This window comes from Xylanibacter brevis P6B11 (assembly GCF_000621825.1).
Classification (GTDB): domain Bacteria; phylum Bacteroidota; class Bacteroidia; order Bacteroidales; family Bacteroidaceae; genus Prevotella; species Prevotella brevis.
Map to the genome: position 1 here is coordinate 1 of NZ_JHXG01000008.1, position 14,613 is coordinate 14,613.

Below are 14,613 nucleotides of genomic sequence, written 5' to 3' on the forward strand. Positions count from 1 at the left end.
TACAGAAAAATATATTTCGGGTATTCTGTATAGAAAAAGCAGATTAAGAAGCAGGAGGGGAGGGGGAAATGTACTTTCGTACTTCGTACTTTCGTATTTTAAGATGTTTTCAAATTGTGTCTATAATTTATATATTATATATAATATTATAATATTATATATAATATATAAATTTATAAAATAATATCTACCATCTTTGCCTCCTGTAGGTGAAAGTAAAAATATTGCTTATCGTACAAAAGTACGAATACGAAAGTACGAAACTATACGCTCATACCTGAATTAATCAAAGCAAAATTTGGTGGTGTAGGTTTTTATGCCTATCTTTGCATCAATTAAACTAAAGACCAAGCATGAAGACGCAATATCTTATATATAACGCTCAGGCTGATATGCTTGGGGATTGTTCCCCCTGGCATACTTCGTAAGTAATTATTTGTTTTTTTGATGCCTCAAGTAACTCCTGAAGAGAAAAAGAAATAGTGAAGAAACCTGAGAATGAAGATCGTGATGTGGCAAGAATAGTAAAATTAGACAAAATGAACATTTTTCTTCCAAAATATTTTGATAAACGGAATAAATATATTACTTTTGCAGTATGAACGAAGATGTTAGAGAGACTTTCCATTCTGCAGAGTACGATGAATACTATGCAAAGCTTGATGCTAAGACAAAAGCGAAGCACGACTATGTGGAGACGATCATAAAGACCCAATATGTGGTCAATAAGAAATTCGTGAAGAATCTCGAAGGGACGGAGTTCTATGAGGCACGAATATCTGTAGGTACCAACGAGCACCGTACGATAGTATTTGCTGTTGATTCCGTTTCGTTCATGGAGAGCAAAAGGGTACTTTTCTTGAATTCATTCTTGAAAAAGGACACTAAGCAATATAAGGGTGAGATAGAAACCGCCCGTCAGATTTTGAACAAATATATCCAAGGGGGACAAGAAGATGATAAAGCTTGACGAAAAGAAACTGGCTGGTTTGAAAACCGGTTCACAGCATTTGGCAGAGACATATGGTGAGAAAGGTACTCCCAGTCGTGAGGAATTTGAGGCAAAGGCCAAGGCTTGGTACTATGCCGAGTTGCTGCGCGACGAACGTAAGCGCCAGAAACTGACTCAGCAGCAGTTGGGTGAACGTATTGGCAAGAAACGCGAGTATATATCTTCGCTTGAACAAGGACAGACTGATATGCAACTTTCTACATTCATGCTTATTGCGAATGCATTAGGACTGAGATTCTCATTGGTCGTTGGCTAAATATGGAAAAACAATGTCATTTGAGGAATTGGAAAGATTGTGGAATGATTTTGAAGATGTGCCCATTGATCTGAGACAAAGTAAGAAATAAGAATCGTGACAGTTTTCCTAATTATTCTTTGTCTTCCTAAATTCCGAAGCACTTTAGTTTAACTTCCTTTTTAAGATCTTGGGTAACAAAAAGTTCTTCGACGCGCGAAGCGGCAAAGCCGAGCGGCTCAGGATTTTGCCATGTCAGATTTTTCACTTACCTTAGTGCTGCAAATCAAGACAAGCAAAATCATCAATGACATGGCAAAAGAACAAATAAAATCTGAGAAAATCACCGCTTTTGGCGGAATATTTTTCGTTTTGGACAAATTCGACTATATTCTGTCCTCTGTGATAGACTCACACTTAGGACTTCGGAACATACATGGGGGACGGTTCTTTCGTTATCACAGCACGATAACAAAAGAACCGTCCCTCTGTTATGAAATATATATCACCAGATCTGCACGCGCTTCTCTGGTGCGAGATAGAGTTTCCCGTCAGTCACGTTGAAGAGTCTGTACCAGTCGTCGAAGAGTGTCACGATGACATTGACGCGGTTTTGGGGGATTGAATGGACGTCAAGGTACAACGACTTCTTTTGGTCAAGGGTGGGATAATCCAGCCACAGTTTTGCATAGTGCAGGAAGAACTCCTGGCAGGCATAGTCGAGGGCAGCCCCCTGAAGCCCCTCATCTATTTTCTTCTGCTTGAAGAGTGAGTAGGCCAGCGTCATGCCGCCGTAGTCGGCCATGTTCTCCGTCAGCGTCTTTTCGCCGTCGGCCGGCTGTCCGGGGTAGGCCTCCATACGGTTGTAGAGCGCAATCATCTCCTGCTGCTTGGCCTCGAACTTCGCCTTGTCTTCGTCCTTCCACCAGTCTCTCAGGTATCCCCGTTCGTCATACTTTGCCCCATTGGCATCGAAGCCGTGGGTCATCTCGTGGGCGAAGACTGTAGCGGCAACGTACTGGGTGTATTCATCATCGGCAGGGAACAAGCCTTCACTGATGAATTGCGGCAAGATGATCAGACAGTTCATATCGGTAGCATAACGGGCGTTCAGTTCGCTATAATCGGTTTCATAGTCGATGATGGCGCGGACATGCTGCTCAACTTTTCCGCACATGTTATGCCTGATGGCTTCATTCTGCGCCATGATGGACAGGGCGTCCTCGACCAGCGTGTTCCCCTCGTCGAGGGTGAACTCGCCTTCGCTAAGGTTGTCGGGCATGCCGACAAAGAACTGCATGGCCTCCAGTTTCTTCAGTGCCTCCTGGCGCGTGGCGTCGCTCAGCCAATCGAGCGTTTCGAGGCGCTGTCGGAACACGGTGCGCATTTTCTCCAGCATCGTCAGGCAGCGGTCTGCCCCGGCTTGCCCCATCTTCCGTAGTACGTCCGCATTCAACTTGTTCATCAGGAAGAGGCTTGTCTTTTTCAATTCCGCTACGATATTACTCTTGACGGCTTCTTCGCTTTTACCGGCATAATTAGCCTTTATGTAGCCGAATACGCTCATGACGGCATAGTATCTCAGGTAGTCGTAGCAGTTGTCCATCGTCTTCAGCACGGTCGTGATGCCGCCTTTCTGTTCCACATATTTCTTGAAGGCGGGGGATTCGTCGAAGATTGCACCAGCCATCGGATGGAATGCTTCCTCCAGCGTCTCCCGGGTGACTTCGTCTTCGACGCCGCCCCCGGCACGTGTGGCACGACTCCGCGCGAAGCTTCTGGCCTCGGTGTATTCAGGTATGTCGCGCACGTTCCACAAGCCCTGACGGTCTGAGTCGGAGGTATCGCCGCCATCATGGGCTGTCGCATAAATCAATTGCTCCTCGGCGAGAATCGCGCTGACGCGCTCCTCGAGTTCCGCCTCATAGCCTGCCGCCTTCGTGCGCTCCGGATCTGCCACGTTGTCGATGGTCGTCAGTATGTACTTGATGTACGATGATTTCAGCACGTCTATCTTTTTACTTTCCAGAAAATATTCTACCAATTGTGTCTGGAAGCCTCTGCTCACTATTTCCTGGCAGGAGTGGGATTGCATATGTAGATCCACTTTTTTCGAGAATATCGGATTCAGCCCCTTGTCCTGCAGTTTGCCGATTTCGGTCAGCAGCATGCCGATTCCCGTCGGCTTCTGGATGTCCAGATAGTCGAGTACGGCCTTCACGTCTTCATTGAATGATGGCGCAGGAGCCTCAATATTCCGCACGAGGTGCCGGGCCAGGGGGTTGTCGGAGGCAAACAGGCCCTTTTCAACCTCATTGGAGTTTATTGCACCGTAAGACTCCATGTAACCCAGGTCGCCCTCTTTATGTGAATTGAACCAGGTGCCCAGGGCATACATGTAGAAGTCGTCGCCGGGCTTGACGGTCTTGTCCATCAATGCCTCATTGATGAAGTGGTCTGGCACTACCGGGTTGTCTGTTGAATCGTCAACACACGATGTGAATACACTTGCGCCGCTGATGAGGGTGGCGGCGAGCACCCATTTCATAATTCTTTTCATATTGTTACGAACCTTAATTACGCAGCATTTTAGTTTAACTTTCTTTATAAGTTCCTGGGTAACAAAATATTGCTCAGGATTTTGCCATGTCAGATTTTTCACTTACCTTAGTGCTGCAAATCAAGCACAAGCAAAAATCATCAATGGCAAAGATACAACAAAAATCTGAGAAAATCAGCGCTTTTGGCGGAATATTTTTTAGAATCATCGGTACAGGCACTTGATCCGTTCAATGATAGGTGAAACTATACCAAGTGATAGAGACAGTGGAATTGGCATCAAACGTGAAAACTTAAAAGGGACTGCAAAGTCTTATGGAAAAAGGCTTGGAGAAGTATGGATTTTTTTGTAATTTTGCAGGCCAAAAAAAACGAAACTATAGATATTGACTGAGATTCAGAATAGCGAAAATAATTGATGCAATCCCTAAAACTTCACATTGTAGGATTCCCTTACCGAAAGAATATTGAGGGGCACGTCAGCGAGTTTCTCTCTGACGCTCCTGGGCATGGCATGACGCTGAGACCACAGAGGAATAACGAGGTGGATGTACATGCCATTCGTGCCTACGACTGGGAGGGCAGGCATGTGGGCTTCGTGTCTTCTGCAGAACTGTCGGCGGCATGGGGTGCTTTGCAGGCTACAGGGCGTAAGTCGCTTCGAGGAACAATCGTGTCTTCCAGCATAGAACATCCTTGTGCCATCTTTGAGTGCATGGTTCCTGATGACTATACCCCAGCCGTAGAGTTATATCCGCAGAAGCCTTTCACGGAATGGACGTACAGCGGACCGATGCTCGACTTCCCTGAGGAACTGGATGCGCTGGATTACATGATGGACGAGATAGACGACCGCCTTTATGAGCAGCACGACTGGAGTAAGGACGATTTGCATAACTTCATATTGCTTCTGGAGCGCTTTACGCATGAGTCCATTTACGACATCTCCAGCGAGACTAACGACTATAGACGCAGTCTGTTGACACGCCTACGCGACACGAAAATACAGGCGCTTCAGACACTGGCCGATGAGCTGAATATGATGAGCGGACGCGCGGGACGAGAGACGTCGGGCGGTTGTGTGCTGGACTTCTGGACAAGGGTCATTGCCTCAGAAGAGATGCGAAAGAGTCTGATGGTACACCAGCACCAGTATGATGCGGAAAAGGTGGAGGAGGAACTAAAACTGTTTCCTGACTGCATGTATTACGAATGGCTGCGCGACCGACAGCATTTCGTGTCGAAACTTTTTTATAAGCATATTCCTCGTGAGGTGTTGTGGTGCTTCGTCTCGGGCATTGCCTTCGTGGAAATGAAAAAGGCCATAGATCTGACGAAACAGGCCAAGGAAAGGGAGGAGGCCGACAGGCAGCACGTGAATGTGATTATGACGGGACAGAATGCCTCGTATATAGAGAATCATCAATAACAAAGGACGATGGGACGAAAGATAACGATGACGGGTAGATTTGCCCGATATGAAGAGCATAGAGGGGCTAACACTATGCCCAGTGATGACAGGGATATACGGCTGGAAGGCGAAGAGGCCATATATCGCGAGTATGCCTATCCTAGTAAGAAGGAGCAAGGGGCAGGAGAAAAAGGGCAAGAGGATAGATATAATGAGAGAGGGCAAGAGGAACAGCTGCTGCTTACTGACCATGGGGAATATATTGAGTCTGGCATGAGCGTGGAGGAAAAACTGAGCCCCATTTTCTATAATAACGAGGAGAACGTGAGACAATTCCTTAAGGAGATAAACGGTATGCCTGCTAACGATATCACCGACCTTGTGAACCGCTGGGTGCAGGACAAACGGATTTCTGATTACGGGTATAGTAGAAAGGGGGAACTCTGGGCTATACTCTATGATGAAGGGTTATACGATAAATCCAGACAGAACTGGAACAGGAGAGTCTTTTAGATTCTCCTTTTTTTATGCCTTTTTCTAAGCTTTCTAAGGCCGAAAGTTTCTGGTTTTAGTTTCTAAAAGTTTCAATGAGTTTCTAAAGGTTTCCACCCTTTGGACTTCTAATCCATATCTTTTTTCAGCCCCTTTTTTGTGCCTATCTTTGCATCGTCAACGAACGGAAACGGGACTTGACGGTGCTCTTTGATTTATTTACATACACGCAGGTACATACGCACACCTACACACACGTACATTCTAATAAAAATATAAAGGAAAAATGACACAGGAAGAAAAGATGATGATGCAGCAGGCGCAGGAATATATACGCGAGCTGCAACAGAAACGCAATGCGGGCACTGAGAACTGTATGCTCTCTAGTGACTTGGCTAGGGAGATGGGGATCTCTGCCCTGGATCTACACCACTATCTGATAGACGTGGGGTTCCTCTTTCGTGAGCGAACAACTTACGAACTGAAGCTCGGCAAACGTTATGCGGGGCTTGGATATGCTAAGACTCGGAGTCACTTCCGGTACAACAAGCGGGGCAACCTCGTTGAGACACGCTTCCCTGTCTGGACTGAGAAGGGGCAGGAGTACATCAGAATTTTAATCATAGGAAAAGGCAGAAATGCCAAGAAGTTCAACAACTAAAAAACAACAAAAATGGAAAAACTTGTATTGATTCAAGCGGTGGGCGCATACGCTGAGCGCCAGTACACACGACAGGACGGCACGCCGGAGTATTATCGTAGTCGTGGTGTGGTGATGAAACATGGTGGTGACACTTTCTACGGGGAGATGACGGGCGACCTGGCATCGAAGAACCGTGACACGGAGTATTTTCAGAATCAGCCTTACGTGGTGAAGGGGTATTGGAAGCATCGCACATGGGGTGAGAACCAGGAGCGCCACGAAAACATGTTTTATATCACTGACCTGCAAGCACTTTAGATTATCGATCCGCCTACGGCGGGAAGGTATAGCTCGACGGCCGACAGGGAAAGTTAAATATCTTGTTTTAATTCTGAATTGAATTTTGAATAATTTCCCTGCGAAGCAGGCTAAAACTTCCGCGATTGGGGCCGCCTACGGCGGGAAATTATATAAAATTGAAAACAAAATTTTTCATTTTTATTTTTTTCTTGTCTGACACAAGCCGAAGGGATATATAATCATGTTTAATTTTGAATCGAATTTTGAAAAATTTCCCTGCGAAGCAGGCTAAGCTCATAAGCTCCCCTCCCTTCAAGGGGAGGGGCAGGGGTGGGGTCTGTAACTCCATTGGCAGTTAGAACAATACTGACCCCACCCCCGACCCCTCCCCTACATGGGAGGGGAGGGGCTGCGCAAGGTTCAAGCTAAGGAAACAACCGCACAGGTTGAAAAATTTGACTTCCCCTGTCGGCCGTCGAGCTATAGCTTCCCTGCGAAGCAGGCTTTTAAAACAACAAACCTTTGAGTTGAAGTGAGGAGGATATTCTCGAGTAAATGGCCAAGGAATCCGAAACTTCTTCTCGCTTAAAATCAACTCAAAAAAAAATGGAAGTTATCATTAAAATCAAACTGAACGATAGTGTTATTGCCCGCATGAAGAAGGGCGAGTATGTGCAGGGTTCGCTGCACTTTGACGAAAAGACTGGCGAAAAGGCTTTCACCGCCTACGCAAGGAAGTCGAGAACAACGGGCTATGTGCCGAGCTACAAGACCATTGCGGAGCTGGAGAACGGATGGCTGAAGGAGACGAAGACGCTCATCATACGGCGCGAGGCGTTCCAGAAGCGACTGGGTTCGCCACGCATCATGGCACAGATGGATAGAGGAAACCAGCAGGCAAAGGATGTGCTGATAGATAGGGAAATCATCGAATTTTGTTAATGTAGAAAAGAATAATTATGTTTTGCATACAAGATAATCAATATGTTTCCCCAGCGGTGCCAGGCACTTTGGAAAAGCTCAACGAGGTGCTAGACTCGCCAAGGGTGAGGTGGAAGATAAGGACGATACGCAGCGTCAGACAGCCAGGAGCCATCGAGCAATGGGCAAAGGACTCGGACTTTCAGAAGTTCTGCCTGAAAGAGGCTGGGAAGAAGAAAACGGGAGAGGCTTTCTTGGCGCTGACTGGAGAGGAGAAGCTGGCACGATGGGCCACGGCACTGAAGGAGAGCTTGCCACCCCTGATATTCGGGGCTCGCGACTTTGACGAGACCCCGCTGAAGAAAGACCCCTCGCGCAAGATGAAGCGCAGGGTGCTGGCTGGCATTCACCTGAGCGGACTGTTTATGTTTGACGTGGACCATGTGGACAACCCGCATGAGATCTTTGAACGTACACAGGTGGAAGGCTTCCCGTGGGATGTGGTGATGGCACATAAGACCTCGTCGGGAAAGGGACTCAGACTGGTGTGTAAGGCTAGGGTGGAGGTAGGCAACATTGCCGACAACCAGATAGAGCTGGCACAGGCGCTGGGCGTGAAGGCTGATGCCAGTTGCATAGATGCATCGAGAATCTCTTATGCGCCCATGCGAGAGGATGTGTATTTTCTTGATGAGCAGGAACTCCTGAACTATTATAATGAGGCGTTTGACAAAACCTTTAGCGAGGCTTATCGTAGTGGTCATACAGAGCCTACAAAGAAAACACACAGTTTCGAAGAAATAAAAGAGAAAACTAAAGAAGATGAAACACGAAAAGAATCAGACAACCGCCTTCAGTCGGAAGGAGGAGACCTCTATCATGGCGTTGAATACAAAGAAATCTGTGAAGCGTGGCAGGCCGCGCAAGGTGGAGCCCCTGCCTCGGGAGATCGCCACCGAACAATGTTGCAGCTGGCTCTCGACCTTAGGTATATCTGCGACAACCAGCCTGAAATGGTCGACAGGGTGCTTAGACTGTGTGGATTTGTGCAGGACGTCATCCGCGAACGAGGCGACAAGGAAGTCACCGACATTGCTCATACGGCTTGTGAGCGAAAGCTATACAAGGACATCCCCAAGAGGATGCAAGGGGTGCTTGAGAGTGTGGGTATTCATGCAGGCAAGCCCGATGCAGCTGCAAAGCCTGTGGGAGCAGTTGAAGTGCCTTACGAACAGTTCGCTGCGAGGCTGGAACCTCTCCTTTGCACCCCTTATGCGGAAGCCTGTAAGGGAGTGAGCAGACACAACTGGCTGGGGGCGGTGATGGCCTCGGGTGCCATGTACTGTACGCTGATGACGCGCTGCTGGTATAAGCACTTCAACGGGGCGCGGCAGAGAATGAATCCGCAGGTATTGATTATTGGTGACCCTGCCAGCGGAAAGAGCTTTGCCAAGGACCTGGACGACCAGATTATGTGTGCCATGAGGGCGCAGGACGAGGAGGTGCGTGCGCAGGAGACGCGCTACAAGCAGGAACAGAAGAAGCGTGGTACCAGCTCGAAGGCGCAGAAACAGGACGCACTGGTGGAGCCCGAGGGCATGATTCGCTACCTGCCCACGAAGACTTCTAACAACATCTTCTTCCGACGCCTGAAGAGGGCCAAGGAGGTGGTGGATGGCGAGGTGCTGCCCATGCATCTTTATATGTTTGACTCAGAGCTCGACTCTTCCATCTCGGCACAGAGCGGAGGGGCATGGATAGGCAAGCACGACCTGGAGCTGAAGGCCTTCCACAACGAGCTTAGTGGTGTGGACTATGCCAATGGCGACTCGATCAACGACATCCTGCCTGTGTATTGGAACAGCGTCACCACGGGCACCCAGATATCGCTCTACAAGAAGTTTACCATGCGTAACATCAACGATGGTCTTTGCTCGCGTGTGGCAATCTTCCAAATGGAGGTGGCGCGCTATCAGATGGTGAAGAAAAAGATGGTGGACTGGCAGGCTAACGAGGCGCTGAAGCAATGGGGCTTCCGCTTCGAACAGCTACATGGCGAACTGCCTCTGGAACGACTCACCGACCATGTGTATGAGCTCTGCGAGCTATCGGCACAGGAGGCAGAGGCTGCCGATGACCACGTGCTGGACTACCTGAGAAAACGTGCCGTGTTCTATGCCACCTGGCTCACCGTGCCCCGCATCATTGCTAGACAGTATGAGCAGTATAAGAAGACGGGACAGCTAGACATCAGCGACGACGACCTGAGGTTCTCCACGCTCATCTATGATGCCGTGATATATTTCCAGGACCATTTCTTCGGACAGATGCTGCAGGACTCATGGGACAACGCTGCCCGCGAGTTTGTGCCACGACGCAGGAATACGAAGAATGCCGATGCCTACAGGGATTTGCCGGAGACGTTCACCAGCAAGGATGTGATGACGATACTTGATGTAGAGAGTAATGCTGCCAATCAGCAATGTCAGCGTTGGCTCAAGCATGGCTTTGTGGAGCGCGTGAAGCAGGGTAAATACAAGAAGGTCGTCAAGGAAATCATGAGTTAGGTGAAGAATTGAAGAATTGAAGAATTGAAAAATTGAAGAATTGAAAAATTCTTGGCAGAGCCAAGCGGCGAAGCCGAGCGGAAAAATTGAAAAATTGAAAAATTGAAGAATTCTTGGCAGAGCCAAGCGGAAAGATTGAAAAATTGAAGAATTCTTGGCAGAGCCAAGCGGCGAAGCCGAGCGGAAAAATTGAAGAATATGTTACCAAGAGGAATCAGAAATAATAATCCTTTGAACATCCGTCGTTCTAAGGATAAGTGGCAGGGCTTGAGAGCCCAGCAAGAAGAAAAGAACCCCCTTCTTTGAGCCGCCTACGGCGGGAAATTATATAAAATTTGATTCAAAATTAAACAGGATTATTTTTTTTCTACTTGCGAGGAAGAAATAAAAATGAATAATTTTGTTTTTAATTTTGAAAAATTTCCCTGCGAAGCAGGCTAAAAAGCTGTCGGCCGTCGAGCTATACCTTCCCTGCGAAGTAGGCTAACCTTCCGCACTATCGAAGCAGGCTAAGCTCACAAGCTCCCCTCCCTTCCGCTCGAGCTCTGCTCGCTTGCTACCGAAGGGACGCAAGAAGGGGAGGGGCAGGGGTGGGGTCTGTATCTCCATTGGCAGTTAGAACAACACTGACCCCACCCCCAACCCCTCCCCTACATGGGAGGGGAGTGGCTGCGCAAGGTTCAAGCTAAGAAAACAACCGCACAGGTTGAAAAATTTGACTTTCCCTATCGGCCGTCGAGCTATACCTTCCCTGCGAAGCAGGCTTCATTCGGTAGGAGGACAATAACCAATAAACATTAAACAAAATGAGTTTACCAAGAGGAATCAGAAATAATAACCCTTTGAACATTCGTCGTTCTAAGGACAAGTGGCAGGGCTTGAGAGCCCAGCAGACAGACACTGCGTTCTGTCAGTTTGAAACAATGGCGTATGGCTGGCGCGCAGCCTTCGTGCTGCTCACACGCACGTACTACCACACATATCGGTTGTTTACCATCCGAAACATTATCAGGCGGTGGGCACCGCCAGGCGAGAACAATACGGAGGCGTATATCGCCAACGTGAGCCGACTGACGGGCATCGACGCCAACGAGCCGCTGGGCATTCCCAGCGACAAACCTGGGCGATGGATAGCTTTAGGTCTCGCGATGGCGATGCAGGAGAATGGGGCTGACGCCACACTAGACACCTTCGCCGTGTTGCGAGGGTGGGAGATGAGGATGAAGTGACCCAGCCAGTTTATGCATTTCGGAGGTGGTGAGGTTACAGACAATGCTCGTGTGTGCCAGAAATAAGAAAACAGATTAAACGAAAAAGAGAGACAATAAATGTCTCTCTTTTTCGTGATTCCGTTGGGACTCGAACCCAAGACCCACAGCTTAGAAGGCTGTTGCTCTATCCAGCTGAGCTACGGAACCATCATTGCAATCAATGGCATACTACCAGATTTTGCGGGTGCAAAGGTAACAATATTTTATGAAACAGCCAAATTTTACACACTAAATCTGATGTATGAGCGATCGTCAAAGGAGTTGTTGCCCTCCATGAATGCTTTTGTGGCCTTGAATTCACCAATGTTTAGCGGGTCTGTTTCTTTCTGTTTTGCCAGCTTGGCTTCTGATTCTTCCAGGGTGGGGCAGAGAAACGGATAGCCATCCGAGGCCAGCACAATCTCCCATGGGGTAAAGTCGAGAGTGATGATTCTGACTTTGTCTTCGGGAATGCGGAAACCATCGACCACAGCATAGGTGATGTTCTGATTCTTCATCGTCTGGAGCATGTGTGGGATGATTTGTTGTCTTGCCGTATCTTCGCGAAGGAAGTCGGCATGGGACTTTTCGCTCGTCTTGATGATTTGTGCTCTCTGCTCGGCAAGTTCTTGCTCGTATGGCTTGGGATTGTCGTAGAACGTGCCGTTTACCAGACACTGGCAGTCGCCCACCATCCATATTTCACGTCGAAGCCGACTGTAAATGATGACGCTTGCCGTCAGTCTTTCTTCTGGATGCTCTATGAGACGGTCCACCTCAGATTTCTTGTAGTGCTTGAACAGAAAATGTGACACGCCCAGACAAAACTCATGACAGCTACAGTCTTTCTTCATCTTGCCAATATAGCTGGCAATCAGCTTCATGGCATAGCGTCCGTTGGAGTTGAAAAGACTATAGCGTCGTGTGGTCTTCGAGGTAGAGCCATCGATAACGGCTACAAAATCATCTGTTACGACGATGCCGTCCTCGCTTTTCTTCTTTGGGTTTTTCGCTACGATGGCCTGTTCTGTTATTGTCATGATAAGTTGATGTGGTTCTGTTGAAGTCATGATAGGTTGCCGGCTTGTAACCTCCAGTGTTGGGGAACAACTTGGCAATGAGGTCTGTGCGACCTATTCGTCTCAGACTTTGCTCAATGCCTCTACGCTCCTCAGGCTTGTACCAAAAGAAGTATTGACGTTGTGCCATTTTCTCCTTAGGTGTCTTTGCCGAGAATACAGGTTCCAACGTGTATGGATCGTATCCCGTGTACCAAGTCTCTGTGGCTATGGTCATGGGCGTAGGGGTAAAGTCTTGCACTTGTTCCAACTGAAAATCAAGTTTCTTGGTGAGAACAGCAAGTTCAGCCATGTCTTCCTCGTGACAACCAGGATGAGAACTAATGAAATAAGGGATGATCTGCTGGCGGAGGTTGCCTTCTTTATTGATCCTGTCGAAGATGCGCTTAAAGTCTTCAAACTGGCGGAATGATGGTTTGCGCATGAGATAGAGCACCCGGTCGCTGGTGTGTTCTGGAGCCACTTTCAGACGTCCGCTCACATGATTGCAAATCAATTCACGTGTGTACTCCTGAGTTGATCGGTTGGCTTCTTCATCCTTACTTCTGTGCAGCAGCAAGTCGTAGCGAACGCCACTGCCTATGAAGCTTTTCTTGATTCCAGGCAGGGCATCTACAGACTTGTATATGTCAATCAGTTTTGAATGATTGGTGTCCAGGTTGGGGCATATCTGCGGATGAATGCAGCTGGGACGCTTGCATTTCTCACAAGCCTTGATGTTTCGTCCATGCATTCCGTACATATTGGCCGAGGGGCCACCTAAATCGCTGAGATAGCCTTTGAAGTCGGGTTGTTGACAAACCTGTTTCACTTCTTTCAGAATGCTCTCTTTTGAACGGCAGGCTATAAACTTTCCTTGATGAGCCGATATGGTGCAGAAGGCGCAGCCACCGAAACATCCACGATGAATGTTGACGCTGAACTTAATCATCTCGAAGGCTGGAATACGCTTTCCTTTGTACTTAGGATGGGGCTGACGCGTGTAAGGAAGGTCGAAAGACGCATCTATCTCGCCCGTGGTCATGGGCGGATAGGGCGGATTAACCACAACGTATTTGTTGCCCACCTGCTGAATCAGACGTTGAGCATGCATCATGTTTGACTGCTCTTCGATGTGCTTGTAGTTTTCTGCTTCGGCACGTTTGTTTCTCAAACATTCCTCGTGCGAGTTCAGTATGATGTCCGAGTCCTGTACACCTCCTTCTATATGCTGCTTATCTGTTAGATATACGGTCTGAGGTATGTCTTTGATGTCCTGAATGCTTTGTCCCTGTTCTAATCGTTGTGCTAGTTCAACGATGGGCTTCTCACCCATACCATATATAATAATGTCACCACCAGAGTCGCACAGAATGCACTTGCGTAGCGAATCCTGCCAGTAGTCGTAGTGGGTGAGACGACGAAGCGAGGCTTCGATGCCACCAAGAACCACGGGAACGTCTGGATAGATCTCCTTCAGGATCTTTGAATAGACGATAGTTGGATACTCTGGACGCATGTCGTGACGTCCGTCAGGCGAGTAGGCATCTTCAGATCTGAGTCGTCTGGCTGCGGTATATTTGTTGACCATAGAGTCCATGCAACCAGGCGATATACCAAAGAATAAGCGAGGGCGTCCCAGTTTCTTGAAGTCGCGATAATCACCATGCCAGTCGGGTTGTGGCACAATGGCAACTTTATAACCAGCAGCTTCGAGTGTACGCCCAATCACAGCAGCTCCGAACGAAGGGTGATCTACATAAGCATCACCAGAGAACAAGATGACGTCCACTTCATCCCATCCTCTTAGCTCCAGTTCTTTTTTGGTAGTAGGCAGAAAATCAGTCAGCTGTAGGCTCATTCACTTGTTTCTTTTTCCAATCTATATATAGGTTGAGCAGATTCTGCAATCCTATGGCTTTCATGTTGGGATGATAAATCACATCCAGGCATAAGTCGAGTAGCGCTTTGCTATCTTCACCGGCACTTGATTCGAGGAGTGAACGAATGTTGAGTCGCAACTTGTCCAGGACCTGTTCATCAACGTAACCATTAGAATCAATGAGGTCACGCAATAATTGATACTGTTCTATTGTGGCCAAATGCTGTTCGGTCACCTCAATACTTCTTGTACCAGAAGCGTTAGCTTGTATTTTGTTCATAAT

Annotated in this window: 13 protein-coding genes and 1 tRNA gene; 9 read left to right on the forward strand and 5 right to left on the reverse strand. The window is 47.9% G+C overall.

The genetic code is table 11. The features are described 5' to 3' along the window. Positions 1 to 598 precede the first annotated feature (598 nt). Together T496_RS0104150 and T496_RS0104155 are read left to right on the forward strand one after the other, a co-directional pair. A complete protein-coding gene (locus T496_RS0104150; protein WP_027449624.1) occupies positions 599 to 970 on the forward strand; it encodes a type II toxin-antitoxin system RelE/ParE family toxin in 372 nt (123 codons plus the stop codon). Beyond that, complete coding sequence (locus tag T496_RS0104155) at positions 957 to 1,268, forward strand: helix-turn-helix domain-containing protein (RefSeq protein WP_027449625.1); 312 nt, start codon at positions 957 to 959, stop codon at positions 1,266 to 1,268. The genes T496_RS0104150 and T496_RS0104155 overlap by 14 nt, the downstream gene beginning before the upstream one ends. 484 nt (positions 1,269 to 1,752) lie before the next feature. Here the strand turns inward: T496_RS0104155 and T496_RS0104165 are convergent, their stop codons facing one another. Then, a complete protein-coding gene (locus T496_RS0104165) occupies positions 1,753 to 3,909 on the reverse strand; it encodes a M13-type metalloendopeptidase (RefSeq protein ID WP_155808647.1) in 2,157 nt (718 codons plus the stop codon). Between the two features lie 315 nt (positions 3,910 to 4,224). Here T496_RS0104165 and T496_RS0104175 point away from each other — a divergent pair, with 315 nt between their 5' ends. From T496_RS0104175 to T496_RS0104210, 7 genes are all read left to right on the forward strand, one after another. Beyond that, the gene (locus T496_RS0104175) at positions 4,225 to 5,235 is read left to right on the forward strand and encodes a hypothetical protein (protein WP_155808649.1); all 1,011 of its coding nucleotides are present in this window, start codon (positions 4,225 to 4,227) and stop codon (positions 5,233 to 5,235) included. Between the two features lie 9 nt (positions 5,236 to 5,244). Next, the gene (locus T496_RS0104180; protein WP_155808651.1) at positions 5,245 to 5,730 is read left to right on the forward strand and encodes a hypothetical protein; all 486 of its coding nucleotides are present in this window, start codon (positions 5,245 to 5,247) and stop codon (positions 5,728 to 5,730) included. 265 nt (positions 5,731 to 5,995) lie between these two features. After that, positions 5,996 to 6,370 (forward strand): phage antirepressor KilAC domain-containing protein, encoded by a 375-nt coding sequence (locus tag T496_RS0104185; RefSeq protein WP_027449629.1) that lies wholly within the window; start codon positions 5,996 to 5,998, stop codon positions 6,368 to 6,370. 12 nt (positions 6,371 to 6,382) lie between these two features. Further along, entirely contained in the window at positions 6,383 to 6,670 is a 288-nt protein-coding gene (locus T496_RS0104190) for a hypothetical protein (RefSeq protein WP_027449630.1), read from the forward strand. Positions 6,671 to 7,258: 588 nt separating this feature from the next. Next, positions 7,259 to 7,594, forward strand: coding sequence for a hypothetical protein (locus T496_RS0104200; protein ID WP_027449632.1), 336 nt, complete (start codon positions 7,259 to 7,261; stop codon positions 7,592 to 7,594). A gap of 17 nt (positions 7,595 to 7,611) precedes the next feature. Further along, positions 7,612 to 10,140: a BT4734/BF3469 family protein gene (locus T496_RS0104205; RefSeq protein ID WP_081783543.1), complete on the forward strand. Its 2,529-nt coding sequence runs from the start codon at positions 7,612 to 7,614 to the stop codon at positions 10,138 to 10,140. A gap of 806 nt (positions 10,141 to 10,946) precedes the next feature. Next, a complete protein-coding gene (locus T496_RS0104210; RefSeq protein WP_027449634.1) occupies positions 10,947 to 11,369 on the forward strand; it encodes a hypothetical protein in 423 nt (140 codons plus the stop codon). Between the two features lie 115 nt (positions 11,370 to 11,484). On the opposite strand, the gene T496_RS0104215 is transcribed toward T496_RS0104210, so the two are convergent. From T496_RS0104215 to T496_RS0104230, 4 genes are all read right to left on the reverse strand, one after another. Next, positions 11,485 to 11,558 (reverse strand) — tRNA-Arg (locus tag T496_RS0104215). A gap of 74 nt (positions 11,559 to 11,632) precedes the next feature. Then, a complete protein-coding gene (locus T496_RS0104220) occupies positions 11,633 to 12,430 on the reverse strand; it encodes a hypothetical protein (RefSeq protein ID WP_027449635.1) in 798 nt (265 codons plus the stop codon). Continuing rightward, a complete protein-coding gene (locus tag T496_RS13445) occupies positions 12,354 to 14,309 on the reverse strand; it encodes a YgiQ family radical SAM protein (RefSeq protein WP_044109781.1) in 1,956 nt (651 codons plus the stop codon). The genes T496_RS0104220 and T496_RS13445 overlap by 77 nt, the downstream gene beginning before the upstream one ends. Continuing rightward, entirely contained in the window at positions 14,290 to 14,610 is a 321-nt protein-coding gene (locus T496_RS0104230) for a hypothetical protein (RefSeq protein ID WP_027449636.1), read from the reverse strand. The genes T496_RS13445 and T496_RS0104230 overlap by 20 nt, the downstream gene beginning before the upstream one ends. Positions 14,611 to 14,613: the final 3 nt, after the last annotated feature.

What these genes read in the sequence shown, in the direction of transcription:
- T496_RS0104150 (WP_027449624.1), top strand. Translation starts at nt 599, where the DNA reads ATGAACGAAGATGTTAGAGAGACTTTCCATTCTGCAGAGTACGATGAA.
- T496_RS0104155 (WP_027449625.1), top strand. Translation starts at nt 957, where the DNA reads ATGATAAAGCTTGACGAAAAGAAACTGGCTGGTTTGAAAACCGGTTCA.
- T496_RS0104175 (WP_155808649.1), top strand. Translation starts at nt 4,225, where the DNA reads ATGCAATCCCTAAAACTTCACATTGTAGGATTCCCTTACCGAAAGAAT.
- T496_RS0104180 (WP_155808651.1), top strand. Translation starts at nt 5,245, where the DNA reads ATGGGACGAAAGATAACGATGACGGGTAGATTTGCCCGATATGAAGAG.
- T496_RS0104185 (WP_027449629.1), top strand. Translation starts at nt 5,996, where the DNA reads ATGACACAGGAAGAAAAGATGATGATGCAGCAGGCGCAGGAATATATA.
- T496_RS0104190 (WP_027449630.1), top strand. Translation starts at nt 6,383, where the DNA reads ATGGAAAAACTTGTATTGATTCAAGCGGTGGGCGCATACGCTGAGCGC.
- T496_RS0104200 (WP_027449632.1), top strand. Translation starts at nt 7,259, where the DNA reads ATGGAAGTTATCATTAAAATCAAACTGAACGATAGTGTTATTGCCCGC.
- T496_RS0104205 (WP_081783543.1), top strand. Translation starts at nt 7,612, where the DNA reads ATGTTTTGCATACAAGATAATCAATATGTTTCCCCAGCGGTGCCAGGC.
- T496_RS0104210 (WP_027449634.1), top strand. Translation starts at nt 10,947, where the DNA reads ATGAGTTTACCAAGAGGAATCAGAAATAATAACCCTTTGAACATTCGT.
- T496_RS0104220 (WP_027449635.1), bottom strand. Translation starts at nt 12,430, where the DNA reads ATGACAATAACAGAACAGGCCATCGTAGCGAAAAACCCAAAGAAGAAA.
- T496_RS13445 (WP_044109781.1), bottom strand. Translation starts at nt 14,309, where the DNA reads ATGAGCCTACAGCTGACTGATTTTCTGCCTACTACCAAAAAAGAACTG.
- T496_RS0104230 (WP_027449636.1), bottom strand. Translation starts at nt 14,610, where the DNA reads ATGAACAAAATACAAGCTAACGCTTCTGGTACAAGAAGTATTGAGGTG.